18 protein-coding genes are annotated in these 18,184 nt (G+C 46.2%); 11 read left to right on the top strand and 7 right to left on the bottom strand.

From position 1 onward, the window contains the following. The first annotated feature begins 123 nt into the window (after positions 1–123). Together bioD and bioA are read left to right on the top strand one after the other, a co-directional pair. The gene (gene bioD, locus VQ048_RS01015) at positions 124–741 is read left to right on the top strand and encodes a dethiobiotin synthase (RefSeq protein ID WP_327609821.1); all 618 of its coding nucleotides are present in this window, start codon (positions 124–126) and stop codon (positions 739–741) included. Beyond that, the gene (gene bioA, locus VQ048_RS01020) at positions 738–2,012 is read left to right on the top strand and encodes an adenosylmethionine--8-amino-7-oxononanoate transaminase (protein ID WP_327609822.1); all 1,275 of its coding nucleotides are present in this window, start codon (positions 738–740) and stop codon (positions 2,010–2,012) included. The genes bioD and bioA overlap by 4 nt, the downstream gene beginning before the upstream one ends. Positions 2,013–2,014: 2 nt before the next feature. Here the strand turns inward: bioA and VQ048_RS01025 are convergent, their stop codons facing one another. Both VQ048_RS01025 and VQ048_RS01030 read right to left on the bottom strand, forming a co-directional pair. Then, positions 2,015–3,016, bottom strand: a complete 1,002-nt coding sequence (locus tag VQ048_RS01025; RefSeq protein ID WP_327609823.1) for a glycosyltransferase family 2 protein — start codon at positions 3,014–3,016, stop codon at positions 2,015–2,017. Between the two features lie 10 nt (positions 3,017–3,026). Next, positions 3,027–4,202, bottom strand: coding sequence for a THUMP domain-containing class I SAM-dependent RNA methyltransferase (locus VQ048_RS01030; RefSeq protein WP_327609824.1), 1,176 nt, complete (start codon positions 4,200–4,202; stop codon positions 3,027–3,029). Between the two features lie 47 nt (positions 4,203–4,249). On the opposite strand from VQ048_RS01030, the gene VQ048_RS01035 reads away from it, so the two are divergent. The 3 genes from VQ048_RS01035 (at position 4,250) to VQ048_RS01045 (ending at position 7,330) form a co-directional block, all read left to right on the top strand. Continuing rightward, positions 4,250–4,981: a class I SAM-dependent DNA methyltransferase gene (locus VQ048_RS01035; RefSeq protein ID WP_327609825.1), complete on the top strand. Its 732-nt coding sequence runs from the start codon at positions 4,250–4,252 to the stop codon at positions 4,979–4,981. Next, positions 4,978–5,667, top strand: a complete 690-nt coding sequence (locus VQ048_RS01040; RefSeq protein WP_327609826.1) for a ZIP family metal transporter — start codon at positions 4,978–4,980, stop codon at positions 5,665–5,667. Before VQ048_RS01035 ends, VQ048_RS01040 begins: the two co-directional genes overlap by 4 nt. An 82-nt stretch (positions 5,668–5,749) precedes the next feature. Then, entirely contained in the window at positions 5,750–7,330 is a 1,581-nt protein-coding gene (locus tag VQ048_RS01045) for a Na+/H+ antiporter (protein WP_327609827.1), read from the top strand. Positions 7,331–7,390: 60 nt separating this feature from the next. Here the strand turns inward: VQ048_RS01045 and VQ048_RS01050 are convergent, their stop codons facing one another. The 3 genes from VQ048_RS01050 to VQ048_RS01060 are packed head-to-tail and all read right to left on the bottom strand — an operon-like array spanning position 7,391 to position 9,690. Then, positions 7,391–8,377 carry a LuxE/PaaK family acyltransferase gene (locus VQ048_RS01050; protein WP_442872802.1) on the bottom strand — a complete coding sequence of 329 codons (987 nt, stop codon included), beginning with the start codon at positions 8,375–8,377 and terminating at the stop codon, positions 7,391–7,393. 55 nt (positions 8,378–8,432) lie between these two features. Further along, on the bottom strand, positions 8,433–9,200 hold the full coding sequence (locus tag VQ048_RS01055; RefSeq protein WP_327609829.1) for a UDP-2,3-diacylglucosamine diphosphatase: 768 nt from the start codon (positions 9,198–9,200) through the stop codon (positions 8,433–8,435). Between the two features lie 43 nt (positions 9,201–9,243). Next, positions 9,244–9,690: a 6-pyruvoyl trahydropterin synthase family protein gene (locus VQ048_RS01060; protein WP_327609830.1), complete on the bottom strand. Its 447-nt coding sequence runs from the start codon at positions 9,688–9,690 to the stop codon at positions 9,244–9,246. Between the two features lie 91 nt (positions 9,691–9,781). Here VQ048_RS01060 and VQ048_RS01065 point away from each other — a divergent pair, with 91 nt between their 5' ends. Continuing rightward, the gene (locus VQ048_RS01065; protein ID WP_327609831.1) at positions 9,782–12,157 is read left to right on the top strand and encodes a glycoside hydrolase family 31 protein; all 2,376 of its coding nucleotides are present in this window, start codon (positions 9,782–9,784) and stop codon (positions 12,155–12,157) included. A 65-nt stretch (positions 12,158–12,222) separates the two neighbouring features. Then, the gene (locus VQ048_RS01070; protein WP_327609832.1) at positions 12,223–12,888 is read left to right on the top strand and encodes a ComF family protein; all 666 of its coding nucleotides are present in this window, start codon (positions 12,223–12,225) and stop codon (positions 12,886–12,888) included. A gap of 52 nt (positions 12,889–12,940) precedes the next feature. Here VQ048_RS01070 and upp read toward each other — a convergent pair whose 3' ends face one another. Both upp and der read right to left on the bottom strand, forming a co-directional pair. Continuing rightward, a complete protein-coding gene (gene upp, locus VQ048_RS01075; protein ID WP_327609833.1) occupies positions 12,941–13,591 on the bottom strand; it encodes a uracil phosphoribosyltransferase in 651 nt (216 codons plus the stop codon). Positions 13,592–13,622: 31 nt separating this feature from the next. After that, the gene (gene der, locus VQ048_RS01080; protein WP_327609834.1) at positions 13,623–14,930 is read right to left on the bottom strand and encodes a ribosome biogenesis GTPase Der; all 1,308 of its coding nucleotides are present in this window, start codon (positions 14,928–14,930) and stop codon (positions 13,623–13,625) included. Positions 14,931–15,198: 268 nt separating this feature from the next. Between der and VQ048_RS01085 the strand changes: the two genes are divergently transcribed. The 4 genes from VQ048_RS01085 to murA all read left to right on the top strand — a co-directional run bounded on the left by VQ048_RS01085 (position 15,199) and on the right by murA (position 18,173). Beyond that, entirely contained in the window at positions 15,199–15,693 is a 495-nt protein-coding gene (locus VQ048_RS01085; RefSeq protein WP_327609835.1) for a heme-binding domain-containing protein, read from the top strand. Between the two features lie 12 nt (positions 15,694–15,705). Next, positions 15,706–16,122, top strand: a complete 417-nt coding sequence (locus VQ048_RS01090) for a thiol-disulfide oxidoreductase DCC family protein (RefSeq protein WP_327609836.1) — start codon at positions 15,706–15,708, stop codon at positions 16,120–16,122. 96 nt (positions 16,123–16,218) lie between these two features. After that, the gene (locus VQ048_RS01095) at positions 16,219–16,863 is read left to right on the top strand and encodes a DUF4290 domain-containing protein (RefSeq protein ID WP_327609922.1); all 645 of its coding nucleotides are present in this window, start codon (positions 16,219–16,221) and stop codon (positions 16,861–16,863) included. Positions 16,864–16,865: 2 nt separating this feature from the next. Further along, complete coding sequence (gene murA / locus VQ048_RS01100) at positions 16,866–18,173, top strand: UDP-N-acetylglucosamine 1-carboxyvinyltransferase (protein WP_327609837.1); 1,308 nt, start codon at positions 16,866–16,868, stop codon at positions 18,171–18,173. Positions 18,174–18,184: the final 11 nt, after the last annotated feature.

The raw sequence follows: 18,184 nt of genomic DNA on the forward strand, positions 1-18,184 counted from the left end.
GTTAGAAAATTGTTTATATTTGGCGGTTGGGATAAGCTTTGGCTGCGATTGGCTTGGGGGCGAAATCGTAATGTTTGCCGAGGGGGATGCAGCGAGCTTTTTTGATTAATCAACGATGAAAAAATGAAAATATTTGTTACAGGGATTGGCACGGGGGTAGGAAAAACGGTGGTGTCTGCGGTTTTTGTGGAGGCTTTGGGGGCGGATTATTGGAAGCCGGTACAGGCGGGGGATTTGGAAGCTTCGGATACGGCTACGGTTCGGCAATTGGTTTCGCGTCGGGATGTGGTTTTCCATCCGAATGCTTTTGCGCTCCATACGCCGGCGAGTCCGCATTATTCGGCGGCTTTGGACGGGGTTCGCATAACGTTGGAGTCCATGGTGGAGCCTCAGACCGAGCGTTCCTTGGTTATTGAGGGGGCAGGGGGCGTGATGGTTCCGATTAATGAGACGCACACTTTTTTGGACTTCATTCGTCCGGATTATAAGGTGGTTTTGGTTTCGATGAATTATTTGGGGAGCATCAATCATACGTTGATGACTTACGAGGTGCTGAAGAACAGCGGAGCGGATTGTTTGGGGCTGGTATTCAATGGGGAGGCGAATACTTCCACGGAGGAACTTATCGTTTCCAAAACGGGGCTCGAAGTGATTGGCCGTATTAATCGGGAGCCTTTATGGACTCAAGAGACGGTTCGTCGGTATGCGGAGCAGTTTAACCGGAATTTTTTTAAGGCATGACTTGGGCGGAAAAAGATTTGGAGTATAATTGGCATCCCTATACCCAACACAAGGGGCTTGAGGCTTTGCCGGTGATTGTAAAGGGGGAGGGAGAGTTTTTGTGGGATGTGGATGGGAAGCGGTATATTGACGGGATAGCGAGCTGGTGGGTTAATCCTTTCGGGCATTCTCATCCGGTATTGGCTGAGGCGATTTATCGGCAGCTCAGGACTTTGGAGCATGTTTTATTCGGCGGGTTTACCCATGTTAAGGCGATTGAACTTTCCGAAAAGTTATTGGGGCTTTTACCGTCGAATCAGAAGAAAATTTTTTATTCGGATAATGGTTCCACGGCGGTGGAAATAGCGATAAAGGCTTCATTGCAGTTTTTCTACAATAGAGGGGAGAAAAGGACGAAAGTCATTGCTTTCGAAAATGCTTTTCATGGCGACACGTTTGGGGCTATGGCGGCCAGTGGTATTTCGTTTTTTACCGAGGCTTTTCGTCATTCGTTGATTCAGGTGGAGCGGATTCCGGTTCCGGTGGCGGGGCGGGAGCAGGAGAGTTTGTCTCGGTTTGAGGCTTTGGCAAAGACGGGCGAATTTGCTTGTTTTATTTTTGAACCTTTAGTGCTGGGAGCGGCGGGGATGCAGATGTATGAGGCTGCACCTTTGGAGGCTCTGCTGGCGATGGCGGAGCGTTTTGGAATCTTCAGTATTGCGGATGAGGTGATGACGGGATTTGGGAAGACGGGCCGGACGTTTGCTTGCGATTACCTTTCTCGTCCGCCGGCCATGGTGTGTTTATCTAAGGCGCTTACGGGCGGAACGATTCCCATGGCGGTAACGAGTTTTTCTCAGGAGGTTTTTGACGGGTTTTATTCGGATGAGGTTCATCGGGCTTTATTCCACGGGCATACGTTTACGGCTAATCCTACGGGGTGTGCGGCGGCTTTGGCGGCGGTGGATTTGCTGCTGTCGGAGGTCATGCAGGAAAACGTGGCGAGGGTTAATCGTTCGCATCGGAGGTTTGAGCAGCGTTTGAAGGGAAAAAAGGTGAAAAATGTACGGGTGCTGGGGGTTATTTTGGCTTTTGAACTGGATTTGGACGGGGCGCATGATTATTATGGATCGCTTAGAAACCGCCTTTACCGTTTTTTCATTGAGAAGGGCATTGTTCTTCGCCCGGTGGGCAATACCGTTTATCTTTTGCCGCCGTATACGATTTCCGATGAGAGTTTGGAGACGATTTATGCGGCTGTATTGGAGGCCATTGACGCGGTGATCGTGTAGGGTTAGGGGTTGTGGAAGTGATGCGGAAAGGCGTCTTGAGGTTTCATTCTTAGTAGGTTAAGTTTAATCCATGACTTTAAAAAGCCCCATCCGTACGAGAACATTTGGATGTAGGTGGCGATAACGGCCATGCCGGCGATGCTGATGTTTTTGGTCAGGGCAAGGGCGTGGAAAAATACCAAGAAGGTATAGAGTCCGTAGAGGGAAAGGATAAATCCCCGGTGGAATGCAAAGTATTCGATAAAGCCCAGGAGGTACCCGATAAGGAATAGGGACGGAAAAGCGAACGAGAGTTTAACGTAATTGGGGTGTCTTTGGTTGAGGATGGGGCGGGCGCATCCGAATTGGTAAACTTGTTTAGAAAACTTACCGAAATCCACTCTTCGCTTATGGTATACGCCAATATTATCGAAAAAAGCGGTTTTGTAGCCGTTTTCCCAGAGGGTCATGGACAGGTCGGGATCTTCTCCGATGCGCATTTCGGAAAATCCGCCAACTTGGTCGAAAGCGGTTTTTTTTACGCCCATGTTGAAACTTCGGGGTTGAAATTTGGTGATGCTTTTTTTGCTTCCGCGCACGCCGCCGGTAGTAAATACGGAGGTCATGGCGTAGGAGATGGCTTTTTGCATGAGGTTGAACCCTTTGTGGGCTTTGTCGGCACCGCCAAAGGCATCGCATTGGGTGCGACTGAGATTTTGTTTAACATTGGCAATGTAGTCTTGCTCTACGATGACGTCGCTGTCGAGGAAGACCAGCCACTCGTTTTCGGCTCTTCGGGCGCCGTAATTTCGGCTTAATCCGGGGCCGGAATTGTCTTTTCGGAAAAAACGGATGCTCAGCGAGGTGTTAAAATAGTCGACGGTGGGACGAAGGTTAATCAACGAACCGTCATCCACAATGATAATTTCGAATGCTTTATCGGTCTGGCGGCTCAGGGAGCTCAGGAGTTCAAAGAGTTCGTCTTTACGGTTGTATATGGCGATGATAATCGAAAGGGTGGGCATCACGATGGTTTTAGGTATTGAAGGGTTGGGATTCCGTGTTTTTTTCTTTTTTGCTGCCTTCGTACATTTCGTACTGGAGGAATCGGGTTTCCAGTTTTCCGTTGTACAATTTGATTTTTCGGGAGGGTCTTAGTCCGACTTTTTTCACGGCTTCCAGATCGGAGGTGATGAGCCATGCCAAAGTATTGGGGTAATTTTGTTTGAAGGTGTCGCCTATTTTTTTGTAAAAATCTTCGAAGCGGATGGCTATTCGTTCGTCGTAAGGCGGGTTGAAGACCATCAGAAGGGGGAAGTGTTCTTTTTTGCTTTCAAAGAAATTTTGTTTTTTGATTTCGATGACGTCTTCCATTTCCGCTTTGGCAATATTGGCTTTGGCGGCGTAGAGCATTTTGGGGTCGATGTCGAAGCCGATGATTTTTCCGTCGAAGGCTTTGATACGGTTGATGCGGAATTCTTTTATTTTACGGAAAAGGGTTTCGTCGTAGTTTTTCCAGTTTTGAAAAGCAAAATGTTTTCTGAACAGCTGGGCGGGAAGCTCCAGGGCGATCATGGCGGCTTCGATTAGCAGGGTTCCGCTTCCGCACATGGGGTCAAGAAAGTTGCCTTTGCCGTCCCATCCCGCGATTTGAAGCATTCCGGAGGCCAAAACCTCATTGATAGGGGCTTCGCCTTGTTCGCAGCGGTACCCTCGTTTGAAAAGGGGCTCACCCGAGCTGTCCAAAGCGATGGTAACGTGCTGGCGGTCGATATGAAGATTGAATTTGATGTCGGGATTTTTAGGATTTACGTTGGGGCGGCGTCCTGTTTTTTTTCTGAAAAAATCGACGATGGCGTCTTTCATTTTCAGGGTCATGAATTGGGAATGCGTAAAACGCTCGGAGTGTACCGTGGCATCGATGGCGAAGGTTTGCTCCACGTCCATATGGGCCGACCAATCGAATTTCAGGAGTCTGTCGTAAAATTTTTGTTCGTCGAAAGCTTTGAACTCAAAAAGAGGGACCAAGATTTTTACGGCCGTTCGGGCGGCGTAGTTTATTTTGTAAAGAAAGCCCAAATCGCCTTCGCAGTTTACGGCTCGGTTTTTTATTTCCACTTGGCGTCCGCCGAGTTTTTTTATTTCCTCGGCTAAAACGGTTTCCAGTCCGAAAAAAGTTTTGATTTGAATCTTTAGATTGTCGTAGTCCATAGTTTTACTTCTGACGATGTTTCGGCAAATTTAGTTATTTTTGCAAAATGGCTTGGTTTAAAGAATGGTTTAATACGCCTTATTATCATCAACTTTATCGTCACAGGGATTATGCCGAGGCCGAAGGGTTTATTCGGGCTTTGGTTAATGCTTTGGAATTACCTCCTCAGGCTCAGGTGATTGACTTGGCTTGTGGTAAGGGGCGGCATTCGGTGTTTCTTAACGGTATGGGGTATCGGGTTTTGGGGTTGGATTTATCGGAGGAAAGCATTGCGCATAACCGCCAATGGACCAGCGAAAGCCTGAAGTTTCGGGTGCATGATATGCGTTGCCCGATAACGGAGGTTGCCGAGGTGGATGCGGTTTTTAATTTATTCACGAGTTTTGGTTTTTTTGACGATCCTAAGGATGATTTTCTCGTTTTTGATTCGGTGGCCGGGGTGCTTTCTGCGGGCGGTGTTTTTGTTTTGGATTTTTTAAACGAGAGGCATGTTCGCAATACGCTGGTAGCCGAAAGTGAAGTCTGTGTGGATGGGATTGTTTTTCGGATTCATCGGAAGCTGGAAGGCAATGAGGTGGTGAAGGATATTCGTTTTGAAGACCAAGGGCGTTCGCATCATTATTTTGAAAAAGTCAAATTGCATACTTTGGAAGAAATTCATGCTTTGGCGGAGAAAGTGGGGCTGGTTAACGAGAAAATTTATGGTGATTATGCTTTGAATCCTTTCGAGCTTGAAAAATCGCCGAGATGTATTAACGTATTTCGTAAAGAGAAATGATTGTAACGTTACTGATCGCCAGTGTATTACTGGGAGTTATTTTGGGTAAGTATTACGGGGAGCGGGAGCGTTTGGCCAAGAGTCTTCTCATTTTGAGTGCGGGGTTTTTAATCACCGTGTGTCTGAATGAGGTTTTTCCTCAGGTATATGCTTCGGAGCATCATCATATCGGACTTTGGGTAATTGGCGGGGTTTTGCTCCAGATGATTTTGGAGAACCTTACCAAGGGGTTCGAGCATGGCCATTTTCATCATTCGGGTAAGGGGATTCTTCCTTTGGGATTGATTATCGGGATGTTTATTCATGCTTTTATCGAGGGGATTCCGCTTTCCAATGAAACGCAGGTCGGTTCACCTTATTTGCAGGGAATATTGTTCCATAATCTTCCGATTTCATTTGTTTTGGGGGCGTTTCTTTTTGGCCGGAAAAAACCGTTTAGGACGCTTTCTTGGGTTGTGGTGGTGATGTTTGCCTTGGCTTCTCCGTTGGGCATTTATTTGGGGAATTATTTTCATCCACAGTGGCAGCCTTATTTTTTGGCTTTGGTCGGAGGAATTTTTCTTCATATCTCGTCGGTGATTATTTTTGAAAGCAACAAGAATCACAATGTGGATTGGGCAAAAATGGGGCTGGTGGTTTTGGGTGTAGGATTAGCAATGTTGGGGCATTTGTTCCATCATCATTGAGGTTGGGTTTCGTTTTTGGCTTTTTCGCTCGGTTCGGGGAGTTAATGTTTTTTATTAATTTAACAGAAACAAGAATTTGATTATGAAAATGGACGTATTTCCTTTTTATTTGATTTTGGTGGTGGTGATTGTACTGTTGATCATGCTGGCCAAAAAAATCAAAATTGCCTATCCGATTTTACTTGTATTGGCGGGGCTTGCGATTAGTTTCATCCCAGGGACGCCTCAATTGACGATAGATCCGGAACTTATCTTTTTTATTTTTCTTCCGCCCTTGCTTTACGAGGCGGCTTGGGCAACTTCCTGGAAAGAATTGTGGCGTTGGCGGCGTATTGTTTTTGGTTTTGCTTTCGTGGTAGTGTTTTTTACGTCCTGCGTGGTGGCTTTTATTGCCAACCATTTTATTCCGGGGTTTTCTTTGGCTTTGGGGTTTTTGTTGGGGGGGATTGTTTCTCCGCCCGATGCGGTGAGTGCGGGAGCGATTTTGAAATTTATTAAGGTTCCCAAACGTTTTTCTTCTCTTTTGGAGGGGGAAAGTTTGCTGAATGATGCTTCTTCGCTTATTGTTTTTCGTTTTGCTATGGTGGCGGTGGCTACGGGGCAGTTTGTTTGGCATCAGGCGACGCTGAGCTTTTTTTGGATGTGTTTGGGGGGCGTGGGCATCGGATTGTTGATTGGCTATGTGTTCATCAAGATGCATGAGATTTTACCTACGGATGCGACCATTGACGTGGTATTGACTTTGGTGGCTCCTTTTTTTATGTATATCGCTGCGGAGGAGGTGCATGCTTCGGGGGTTCTTTCCGTGGTGGCTGGCGGGTTATACCTTGCTTACCGTCAGCATTCGTTTTTGGGGAGTACTTCTCGGATTCAGGGGGTGTCTGTTTGGGAGAGTCTTTGCTTTCTGCTTAACGGTTTTGTTTTTATGATGATTGGTTTGGACTTGCCGGAAATTGTTGGGAATTTGGGGGATACGGATTTGTATACGGCGATTGGTTATGGGGTTTTGATTACGGTGGTTTTGATTGTGGTGAGGATTATTGCGGCGTATGGAGCGGTAGTAACGACAATGGTGATGAAGAATTTTATTCCGGTGGCGGATACGAAGAATCCGGGCTGGAAGGGGCCTTTGCTTTTGGGCTGGACGGGGATGCGTGGGGTGGTGTCTTTGGCGGCGGCTTTGTCGATTCCCATGACGTTGGAAGACGGGACGGCTTTTCCTCAGCGTAACCTTATTTTGTTCATTACTTTTGTGGTGATTCTTTTGACTTTGGTGGTTCAGGGGCTTACACTTCCTTTTTTGATTCGCCAGCTTAAGATTGAGGATCCGGATTTTACGCGCCCTGAAAAAGAGATTGACGATGAGATTAATATCCAGATGGCGAGGATAGCGGTGGAGAAGATCAAGAATGAGTATAGTGATAAATTGGAACAATTTCCGGTACTTAAAGACCAGTTGTCGCATTGGGAGAAAAGGCTGGAGAGTACCGAGATTATTTTTCACTTGGAAGAATACCGTAAGATTCATTTGGATGTATTAAACAGCCAAAGGGCTTACTTGTTACGGCGAAATTCGGAAGAGCTTTTGTTGGATGAGGAAATCATACGGAAACATTTGCGGTATTTGGATTTGCAGGAGGAGAAGCTTATGGCGAAGTTTTAAGGAAACGAAAAAAAACACTCAAAGCCTTGGTTTTGAGTGTTTTTTATTTTGTGGATTTTTTCAGGAGACCAAAAGACTGCAGCCTCGGATGTCGGAATGGTCTATTCTACCGAGCACCTGGAAGCGAGGGTGAAGCGGGTTGGATGAAGTTTCGGGGAGGGTTTTCCCCAAATCTTGTGTGGCGATGAAGGCGCAGGAGTGGCGGTTGGCCAAATCAATGATGTTGATGGCTCCGGTTTTTCCGTCTGGTAGATAGGCGAAAGGGTCTTCCGTGTTTCGGATGAGGATGCGCATCCAGGGAGGACACTGGTAGGTGTTTTCTTCCAGGGAATAGGCTTGGGAGAGGAGTTCGGTCATCGAATATTCGGAATAGATGCGTTCGGTTCCGAATCCTTCTTTCAGGCTTTTCAGGAGTTGGTCTTTGGTGATTTCTTCTTTGCGGCCTTTCATTCCTCCGGTTTCGATAATGGTAAGGGGGCGGTCTTGGGTTTCGAGGTTTCGGCCGGTAAGGGTACGCACGGAATCCAAGAAGTCGAGAAGAGCAAAAGAAACCCCGAAAAGAATAGCTTTTTGGTCTTTTAACCGTTCGAGGGTTGCCAGTAGTTCGTTATGGTTGTAAAGAAAATAGCCGTTTTCGGGATGGGCGGAGGCTTTCATTAATGCATCCACCATGTAGATGAGGGAAGAGTGCGGATTTTCGGAATAGTTTGGCAACAGCCCCAAAAAGACAAACGTTTCGGGGGCTCCAATGAAGTGGGCGAAACTCCGTAGCAGACTTTCCTCGTATAACGAAAAATCGGCGATGTAGTGGCGGGATCGGGTTTGGATGTTGGTTGTCCCAGAGCTTTGGAAGTAGTGAACGGGCTGAAAGCGACGGTCGATCACCACGTGTTTTTTGAAAATTTCGATGGGGAGAAAGGGGATTTGGTCGATTTGTGAAACGTTTTCGGGACGAACGTTCAGGAAATCCACGAAATGCCGATAGACCTCAACGTTTTGGTATTGGTGTAAAAAGGTTTCGATGCAGGCTTTTTGAAACTCCTCCATGCTTTTGATCTGAAATGGGAGATTGTTGAGGTGCATAGAAAATTCTTGTGAGGGTTTAGGGTTTGTATTTTTTTAGCTGGAAGGTGGTTTGAAATTCGCCGTAAGTGAAATAAGAAACCCAATCGCCTAAGTTAATGTATTGGGCTCCTTGATCGTTTAGGTTAAGGGTCATGGGAAGATGGCGGTGTCCGAAGACGAAGTAGTCTATTTTTTCGGTTTTTAGTTTTTCTTTGGCATAGCAAATGAGGTATTCTTTGTCTTCGCCGAGAAAGGCTTTGTCTTCTTCCCCCGAAATCATTTTGTTTTTTTGGGAGAAGTAAATAGCGATGGGCATGGCAATGTCGGGATGCAACCAGCGGAATAGCCATTGGGCGAGGGGGTGGGTGAAGAGTTTTTTCATCCGTTTGTAGCCGTAATCGCCGGGGCCTAGGCCGTCTCCGTGGGCCAGTAGGAATCTTTTTCCGTCGACATCGAAGAGTTTTTTTTCAAAGAATACGGGGATGCCCAGTTCTTTTTCGAAGTAGTCTTTCATCCATAGGTCGTGGTTTCCGACGAAGAAATAAATGTCGGTTCCGGCCTCTTTCAGTTCGGCGATTTTGCCCAGTACTCTTACATAGCCTTTGGGGACGACGTGTTTCCACTCGTGCCAAAAATCGAACAGATCCCCCATGATGAAAAGCACTTGTGCTTCGGGTTTTATTTCGTCCAGCCATCGGACAAAAAGGGCTTCTCTTTTTTTGCTTGCTTCGGCAGAGGGGGCTCCGAAGTGCTGGTCGGAGCAGAAGAATACTTTTTTGTGGGGTTTTAGCCGTATGGTTGTCATTAAAGCGGAATGAAAAAATAAATGCTGGATTTTGAAAATCGGGTTAAGGGTTTTCTTCGGCAAACCATTCGCCGTAGGAGTTTTCGGTTTCGTGGAGTTTTAGGTAGGCCAGTTCTACCGACGGGGGAAGTTTGCGTTTTATTTTTTCGGCGATGTCGTAGAGCATGTTTTCGCAGGTGGGTTGGTAAGGGCAAAAAATGACCTTGTGCCCTTGGCTCTGAAGTTCTTTGCCCAGGGTTTCGTGCGGAGAGTCGCCATTGATTAATACGGCGTGATCCCAAGGGGTTATTATTTCGTTTTTCACGATGGTTTTGATTTCGCCAAAATCCACCACCATTCCGTTTTTGGGGTGGTCGAGGTCGTTCAGGGGCGTTCCTTTCACGGTGACAAAAAGTTTGTAGGAGTGCCCGTGCATGTTTTTGCATTTGCCGTCGTAGTTGTAGAGGACGTGGGCGGTCTCGAACGTGAAGATTTTGGTAATGCGTATCATGGTGCAAAGATAAGCAAAGTTGAGAGATGCTAAATGTCACTTTCGGAGGCGGGGCTATTTTCTTAACTTTACGCTTCCAATTTGTTTTTTGATGAAGAAATTAGCATTTGTTGTTTTTGTGTTGAGCTTTGTTCTGTTTGGGGCTCAAAATCCGGAACGTCGGTTTGTTTCGTTTTCCGAGGGGGCTGGCGGTTGGGTTTTGGAAACCAATGACGGGCGTTATTTGTTTAAGTTTTATTCTGACGCTATTGTGGAAACGGCGTTTGTGCCTAGCGGTGAGGTTTTTCAGGAGGCTTCCCATGCTGTGGTGATGAAGCCGGAGGACGTTCTGGTTCGTGTGGAACAGGATGCCGAGCGTATTAGGATTGAAGGGAAAACCCTTGCGATAATGATTGATAAAAACCCATTTCAGATTTCTTACTACGATGGCGGGGTATTTTTGATTTCCGAAAAGGGCGGTTATCAGAAAAAGGATTTGGAAACGATAGAATTCAACCTGACACCGGACGAAGTGCTTTATGGAGCGGGGGCTCGAGCTGTGGGGATGAATCGGAGAGGGCATCGTTTTGAACTTTACAATCGGGCACATTATGGCTATGGGGCGCATAGTGAATTGCTTAATTACACTATGCCGGTAGTGGTTTCCAGTAAGAAGTACCTGCTTCATTTTGATAATGCGCCGATTGGGTATTTGGATTTGGATAGCCGTGGCGATCAGACGTTGTCTTACGAGACGATTTCGGGGCGAAAGGTTTACCAAGTGGTGACGGGAAAAACTTGGGCGAAAATGCTCGAAAACTATACGGCGCTCACGGGGCGTCAGCCGATGCTTCCACGTTGGGCTTTGGGTAATTTTTCCAGCCGTTTCGGTTACCGTTCTCAGGCGGAGACTTTGGAGGTGATTAAGGCTTTTCGTGCGCAGTCGATTCCTGTGGATGCGGTGATATTGGATTTGTATTGGTTTGGGAAGAGTATCCAAGGGACGCTTGGGAATTTGGCTTTTGATAAGGAAACGTTTCCCGATCCCGAAAAAATGATTGCTGAACTTCGAGCGATGGATACGGAAACGGTTCTTATTACCGAACCTTTTGTTTTGCAGACTTCCGAACGATGGCAGGAGGCGTTGGATCGCGGCGTTTTGGCTAAAGATTCGCTTGGGCATCCTGGGGTTTTTGATTTTTACTTCGGTAAAGGGGGGCTTATTGATATTTACCGTCCCGAAGCTAATGCATGGTTTAAGACGATTTATAAAGGGATGTTGGCTAAAGGCGTGACGGGGATTTGGGGCGATTTGGGCGAACCGGAAGCGCATCCGTCGTTTTTGAGACATGAAACGGGAACGGCCGATCAGGTGCATAACATTTACGGGCATGATTGGGCCAAATTGGTTTTTGAGAGCTTTAAGGAATATCAGGCTGATCAGCGTCCTTTTATTTTGATGCGGGCGGGGTATTCTGGGTCGCAGCGTTATGGGATTGTGCCGTGGTCGGGCGATGTGGGAAAAAACTGGGGCGGACTTAGCAGCCAGCCGGAAATCTCCTTGCAGATGGGGCTTCAGGGGATTGCTTATATGAGTAGTGATTTGGGCGGGTTTGCTGGAGATCAGGAGGATGACGAACTTTATACCCGATGGTTGCAGTATGGGGTCTTTCAGCCTATCTATCGTCCGCATACGGGCGAGAAGGCTCCGAGTGAGGCGGTGTTTCGTAGTGCCAAAGCCAAGGCATTGGCTAAAAAAGCGATAGAGCTTCGCTATGCTTTGTTGCCGTACAATTACAATTTGGTTTATCGGAATCACAGGAAGGGGCTTCCGCTGATGCGGCCGCTTTTCTTTGAAGAGCCCGAGAATCCGATGCTTTATGCTTATTCGGAGGCTTATCTTTGGGGGGATGATTTTTTGGTTTCTCCGGTTTTGAAAAGCGGAGAGACTACGCAACGGGTTTATTTTCCTAAAGGGAATCGTTGGTACGATTATTACAGTGGGAAAGTTTACGAAGGTGGAGATTACCACACGGTGAACCTTCGGGAGGACGGAATTCCGACTTTTGTTCGGGGAGGGGCGATTATTCCTATGGCTAAGCCGATGCAGTCGACCAAAGCCTACACGGGGCGGGAGTTGGTGTTGCATTTTTATTTGGATGAAAAGGTGAAGGCTTCCGAGACGGAGATTTATAATGACGACGGTGTGTCGGCGTCCGCCCGGGAAAGCGGGGCATATGAGAAAATGGAAATCGAGCTGGAGCGGAAAGGGAAACGTCTGCGGATTGAGTTGGAAAATGAATTGGGAGGGGCTTATTCGGCGGAACGGAAACACTTGGAATTGGTTTTGCATCATTTGGATTTTGTGCCTAAAAGGGTGCGAATTGGTTTGCGGAGTATTCCTTTTTCGTATGATGCGGATAAAAAGCAGCTTAGGTTCGAGTACCGTTGGGATTCATCCAAGGAGAAAACCATTGTCGTAAGATAGTTTTTTTTCAACGAATCCATGATTTTTTGTATATTGAGGCAGGTAATTTAACCTGCCATTTTTCTATGATGATTTTAGATTTTCTTTTTCCTAATCGTTGTTTGGGGTGTTCTCGGATTATTGGGTCAGAAGCGTTGGTTTGCAATCTTTGTTTGCCTTCGATTGGGTTTATTCATGGCGTGGAAGGGGTGGATGATGGGTTGGAAAAGAGATGCAGAATGGCCTTTCCTGTAAGGAAGGCTTATGGTTTGATGAAGTTTGAGCCGGGAAATCTCAGTCAGAAGATGATACATCAGTTGAAGTATGGGGGACGGGAGAAGGTGGGGCGTGTTTTGGCGGAATGGGTTTTGGAGCGTTGGGCGGACGAATTGAAAGAGTACGATTTATTGGTGAGTATTCCGTTGCATCCCCGAAAGGAAAAGAAGAGAGGGTATAATCAGCTGCATCTTTTTGCCGAAACGTTGGCGGAACATTTGGGGGTACAGCATGACGGAGAGGTGCTGAGGCGTAATTTTTATAAAAAAGCACAAGCCCAAAAAGACCGTAAAGAAAGGGAAGGGTTACTAAGTCAGCATCCTTTTTCGTTGAATAGACCTTTGGGATCGCCAAAAAAAATCCTGCTTATTGATGATGTGTATACTACGGGGCATACGATGGCTTCAGCCGCATGGGAGCTTTTGAAATCGGGGGAGCATTCGATTGGGGTTTTGGTTATGGCCGTGGATGAATAATTTATTTGGATGAAAATAAAAAAAACTGCCTTTTTGGGGCAGTTTTTTAGGTTTAACGTTGTAATTTTTCTCCGTAGGATAAATCGCCGGCGTCGCCTAATCCTGGGGTTATGTAACCTTTCGGAGTAAGTTTTTCGTCTACGGCACCAATCCAAATATGAGCGTCGGGATAGGCTTTTTGCACGGTTTCGACGCCTTGTTTCGATGCAATGGCTGCCACGATGTGCAGTTGCGAGGGGGTGCCGTGGTTTAAAAGATCTTTTAGGGCTTCCACCAAGCTGGCTCCCGTGGCGAGCATGGGGTCGGCTACGATAAGCGGACGGGCATCGATGTTGGGGCAGGTTAGATAATCTTGTTTGATGGAGAAATAATCATTGGCGTCGTGTTTCCGATAGGCGGCGACAAAACCGCAGTCGGCTTTGTCGAAATAGTTTAGCAGTCCTTGGAAAAGAGGAACGCCGGCCCTTAATATGGTTGTAATAACGGGTTGTACGGCAATTTCTTTTACTTTGATGAGGTCCAGCGGTGTGGTGATTTCCATTTCTTTTTGCTCTAGGCCTTTTGAAATTTCAAAGGCGGCAATTTCACCGATGCGTTCCATGTTTCGGCGGAACTTCATTCGGTCCTGTTGGACTTTGGTATTGCGCAGGTCGTTGATCCATGAATTGACCAAGGAGAATTGATCGGAGAGAATCGTTACCATAATGATTTAAAATTTAGTTGATGTTAGGTTTTTATTTCTGACGGAAATAGACTTCGATGGGCACCCCTGTGAATCCGAATTCTTTTCTTAATTGGTTTTCGGTAAATCGTTTGTACGGCTCCTTTACGTACTGCGGAAGGTTGCAGAAGAAGACGAACTGCGGGCTTGGAGTGGGCAGTTGTACGCAGTATTTGATTTTGATGTATTTGCCTTTTAGGGCAGGTGGAGGGGTATTTTCGAAAATGGGCAGCATGATTTCGTTTAGTTTGGAGGTTTTTATTTTTTTCTTACGGTTTTCGTAAACCTCCATGGCGGTTTCCACGGCTTTTAGAATTCTTTGTTTGGTCAGTGCCGAAATAAAGAGGATGGGGATGTCGTTAAACTGGCCGATTTTTTCCTTAATGGAGCGCTCGAAATCTCTCATGGTATTGGTTTCTTTTTCGACCAAATCCCATTTGTTGACCAAAATAACAATGCCTTTTCTGTTTTTTTGGGCGATGCCGAAGATGTTCATGTCTTGGCTTTCCCAGCCTTGGGTGGCGTCGACCATGATGATGACTACGTCAGAATGCTCAATGGCTCTTACCGAACGCATAACGGAGTAAAATTCCAGATCTTCTTTTACTTTGGCTTTTCGGCGAATCCCGGCGGTGTCAACCAGGACGAATTCGTGTCCGAATTTATTGTACAGGGTTTCGATGGAATCTCTTGTGGTTCCTGCGATATTGGTTACGATATTTCGTTCCACATCCAACAGAGCGTTGGTTAGTGTGGATTTTCCCACGTTGGGACGTCCGGCGATGGTTATTCTTGGCAGTCCTTCGAAAGGATCTTTGTAGTCGGTGGTCGGAAAATCGCGGATGATGTCGTCCAAAAGTTCTCCGGTACCGGATCCAGTGGCAGAAGAAAGGGTGTAGTATTTTTCGATGCCCAACTGATAGAATTCGGTAGCGGCGAGTTCTTCTTTGGAAGAATCCACTTTATTGACGACGATGTATACTGGCTTGTTGGAACGCCGAAGCATTTTGTGAATTTCACGATCGGTGTCGGTTAGTCCCTCTTCCACGTTCATCATAAAAATGATGGAGGTGGCTTCATCAACGGCGAGTTCGACTTGTTTGGTGATTTCCTCTTGGAAGATGTCATCGGTGCTGACTTCGTATCCTCCGGTGTCGATGACGGTAAAATCCACGCCATTCCAGTCGGATTTGCCGTAATGGCGGTCTCGGGTTACACCCGCGGTGGAATCCACAATGGCTTCTCTACGTTCGAGTAAACGGTTGAACAAGGTGGACTTTCCTACGTTGGGACGTCCTACGATAGCGACAATATTGCTCATAAAATTTGTTTAATAATCACCTTGCCTGTGTTGCGGCTGAAAGATGATAATGATTATTAATGGGTTACCCGGACGATCCGAGCCCAAAATTTTCGCAAAGTTAAGTTTTTTTCGATTAATTTGAAGGATTTCTTTTTCAGGTGGTGGAACTTGAAAAGAGGGAAGGAGGGCTTTTGTTTCGATGAAAATAGTTTTTTTCGGCGTGATTTTTGCACTTTAAAGGGAAAGTGATTAAAAAAACACGATATTAATTCAAATTTTACGACCCATGAAAAAACTCTTTATTGGCCTTTTGGTAGCCTTTGTGTTCATCCAATTTTTCAGAATCGACAAAACTAATCCTCCCGTGGATCAGGGGATGGATTTTCTTGCCATAAAAAACACGCCGAAGGGGGTGGCGGATAATATTCGCAATGCTTGTTACGACTGTCATAGTAACGAAACCAAGTACCCTTGGTACAGTAACATCCAGCCGGTGGCTTGGTTTTTGAAAAATCATATTGATGAGGGGCGTCGTAAACTTAACTTTTCCACTTTTGCGACGTACGATGCGAAGCGTCAAGCCGGAAAACTGGATGAAGCGGCGGAGCTTGTGAAGAAAGGAGCCATGCCGATGGATTCTTATGTTTTGGCGCATCCCGAAGCCAAACTAACGGAGGCTCAGAAGGCGGAGATGGTTCAGTATTTCAAGGCGGCCAGCCATCAGGTTGCGGGGGCGGAAGGTTCCGTTTCTGGAGAGGATCACGATTCGGACGAAGATTAATCGCGCTGGGAGATGGTGGAGGAATCCAAGTATTATGTGTTCTATGACGGAGATTGTGGATTTTGCAATCGCTGGGTTCGTTGGATATTGAAGCACGATCGAAAAGCTGTTTTTCGCTTTGCTTCGCTGCAATCGGACTTTGGTCGTTCGTTTTTGAAAGAACGGGGGCTGGAGATGAACCATTTGGATACACTTTATTTATGGAAACCTAAAGCCTTCTATTTGAAAAAATCTCAGGCGGTATCCAAAATAGCTTTGTTGCTGGGAGGGCGTTATGCTTTGCTTTCCAGACTTAATGTTTTTCCCGTAATGGTGGGCGATTGGCTTTACGATCGGATAGCGGAGCGGCGAAAATCTTTGGGCAGCACCATTTGCCTCAATCTCTCGCCTGAGGAGCGGGAGCGATTCTTAGATAACGTGAAAGAATGAAAATTCGGCTCAGTCCGGATTTTTTTATTGGTAATAGGGGGCGAATGCCTTTTAAAGTATTGAATTTGGAATAATGAAATGACTATATTTGCAACCATGGAATATAATACATCAAGAACAAGACTCCAAATGCCGGAATACGGCCGGATTATACAGCAGTTGGTGGAGCGGTGCAAGGAACTTCCCACCAAAGAGGAGCGCAATGAAATGGCGATGGCTATTGTGGATTTTATGGGGCAGCGCAATCCGCAGTTGAGGGATGAGGAGAATTATAAACATAAACTTTGGGATCATCTTTATATTTTGGCAGATTACGATTTGGATGTGGATTCGCCTTATGCTTTTCCTACGAGGGAAGAAATGGCGGAACGGCCGAAGCGGATGGATTATCCGGCTCTTCAGGGGGATTATAAGTTTTACGGGAAGAGTATTTTGCAACTTATCGACATGGCGATCGAGCAGGAAGAGAGCGAAGAGAAGGAGGCTCTTATAGGGGTCATTGCCAACAACATGAAGAAATCTTATAATATTTACAATAAGGAACATGTGACGGACGATGTTATTTTCCGTCATTTAAAGGAGCTTTCCAACAATCGTTTGGATCTTATGGGAATTGAGACGCTGGAGAAGAGCAAAATCTATTATACGACTCATAACAACCGTAATAAAAACCAGAAATATCAAAATAACAGGAATAATAATCACCGGTATAAAAACCAGCAAAATAAAAACAGAAGGTAGTTATGAGTAGCACATTTCAGATTAGGGGAGGGCGTAGACTTCAGGGGGAGATTACTCCTCAGGGGGCAAAAAATGAGGCGTTGCAAATTTTGTGTGCGGTGCTTTTGACGGGAGAAGAGGTTCGGATTAAAAATATCCCGGATATCCACGATGTCAATCGTTTGATTGAAATTTTGGGTGATTTTGGTGTGGCGATTACCAAAAACGGAAAAGGCGACTATACGTTTAAGGCGGATAAAGTAAACTTTGATTATATCAAATCCAAAGAATTTAAAAAAGACGGGGCTCGTCTTCGGGGCTCGATTATGCTTTTGGGGCCGATGTTGGCGAGGTTTGGTGAGGCTTATATGCCTACTCCTGGAGGGGATAAGATTGGCCGTCGTCGTTTAGATACCCATTTTCAGGGGTTTGTGGAGCTGGGTGCAGAATTTCATTATGACGAAATCGAATCGTATTATACGCTGAAGGCTAAGGAACTTCGCGGGAAATTTATTCTTTTGGAGGAGGCTTCCGTAACGGGAACGGCCAATGTGATTATGGCTGCTGTGTTGGCGAAAGGCAAAACGCGGATCTACAATGCGGCTTGCGAACCTTATCTCCAGCAGTTGTGTAAAATGCTGAATCGTATGGGGGCCAACATTTCGGGGATTGGTTCTAATTTGCTGACGATAGAAGGGGTGACGCACCTGCATGGGACGGAGCATACGATGCTTCCCGACATGGTGGAAATCGGATCTTGGATTGGGTTGGCAGCGATGACTAAATCCGAAATTACAATTAAGGACGTGCATTGGAATCAGCTTGGGGTTATTCCTAGTACGTTCAGAAAATTAGGGATTGCGTTGGAACAGAGCGGGGACGATATTTACATCCCTTCACAAGAGACTTATAAGATTCAGAAGTTTATCGATGGGTCTATTCTTACGGTTTCGGATGCGCCTTGGCCGGGATTTACGCCGGATTTACTATCCATTGTTTTGGTGGTGGCAACTCAGGCGAAAGGAACGGTATTGATTCATCAGAAGATGTTTGAATCGCGTTTGTTTTTTGTGGACAAACTTATTGACATGGGGGCTCAGATTATTTTGTGTGATCCGCACAGAGCCACGGTGGTTGGGCTTAACCATGAATTTCCTTTGCGGGGGACGACCATGACCTCTCCGGATATTCGGGCGGGTAATGCTTTGCTTATTGCGGCATTATCGGCGGAGGGTAAATCCGTGATTCATAATATTGAGCAGATTGATCGCGGTTATGAGAACATCGACGGTCGTTTGAGGGCTATAGGTGCCGACATTCAAAGGGTTTAGAGCGCTATAAA

The sequence above is a fragment of the Bergeyella anatis genome (assembly GCF_036016955.1).
Classification (GTDB): domain Bacteria; phylum Bacteroidota; class Bacteroidia; order Flavobacteriales; family Weeksellaceae; genus JAYWXI01.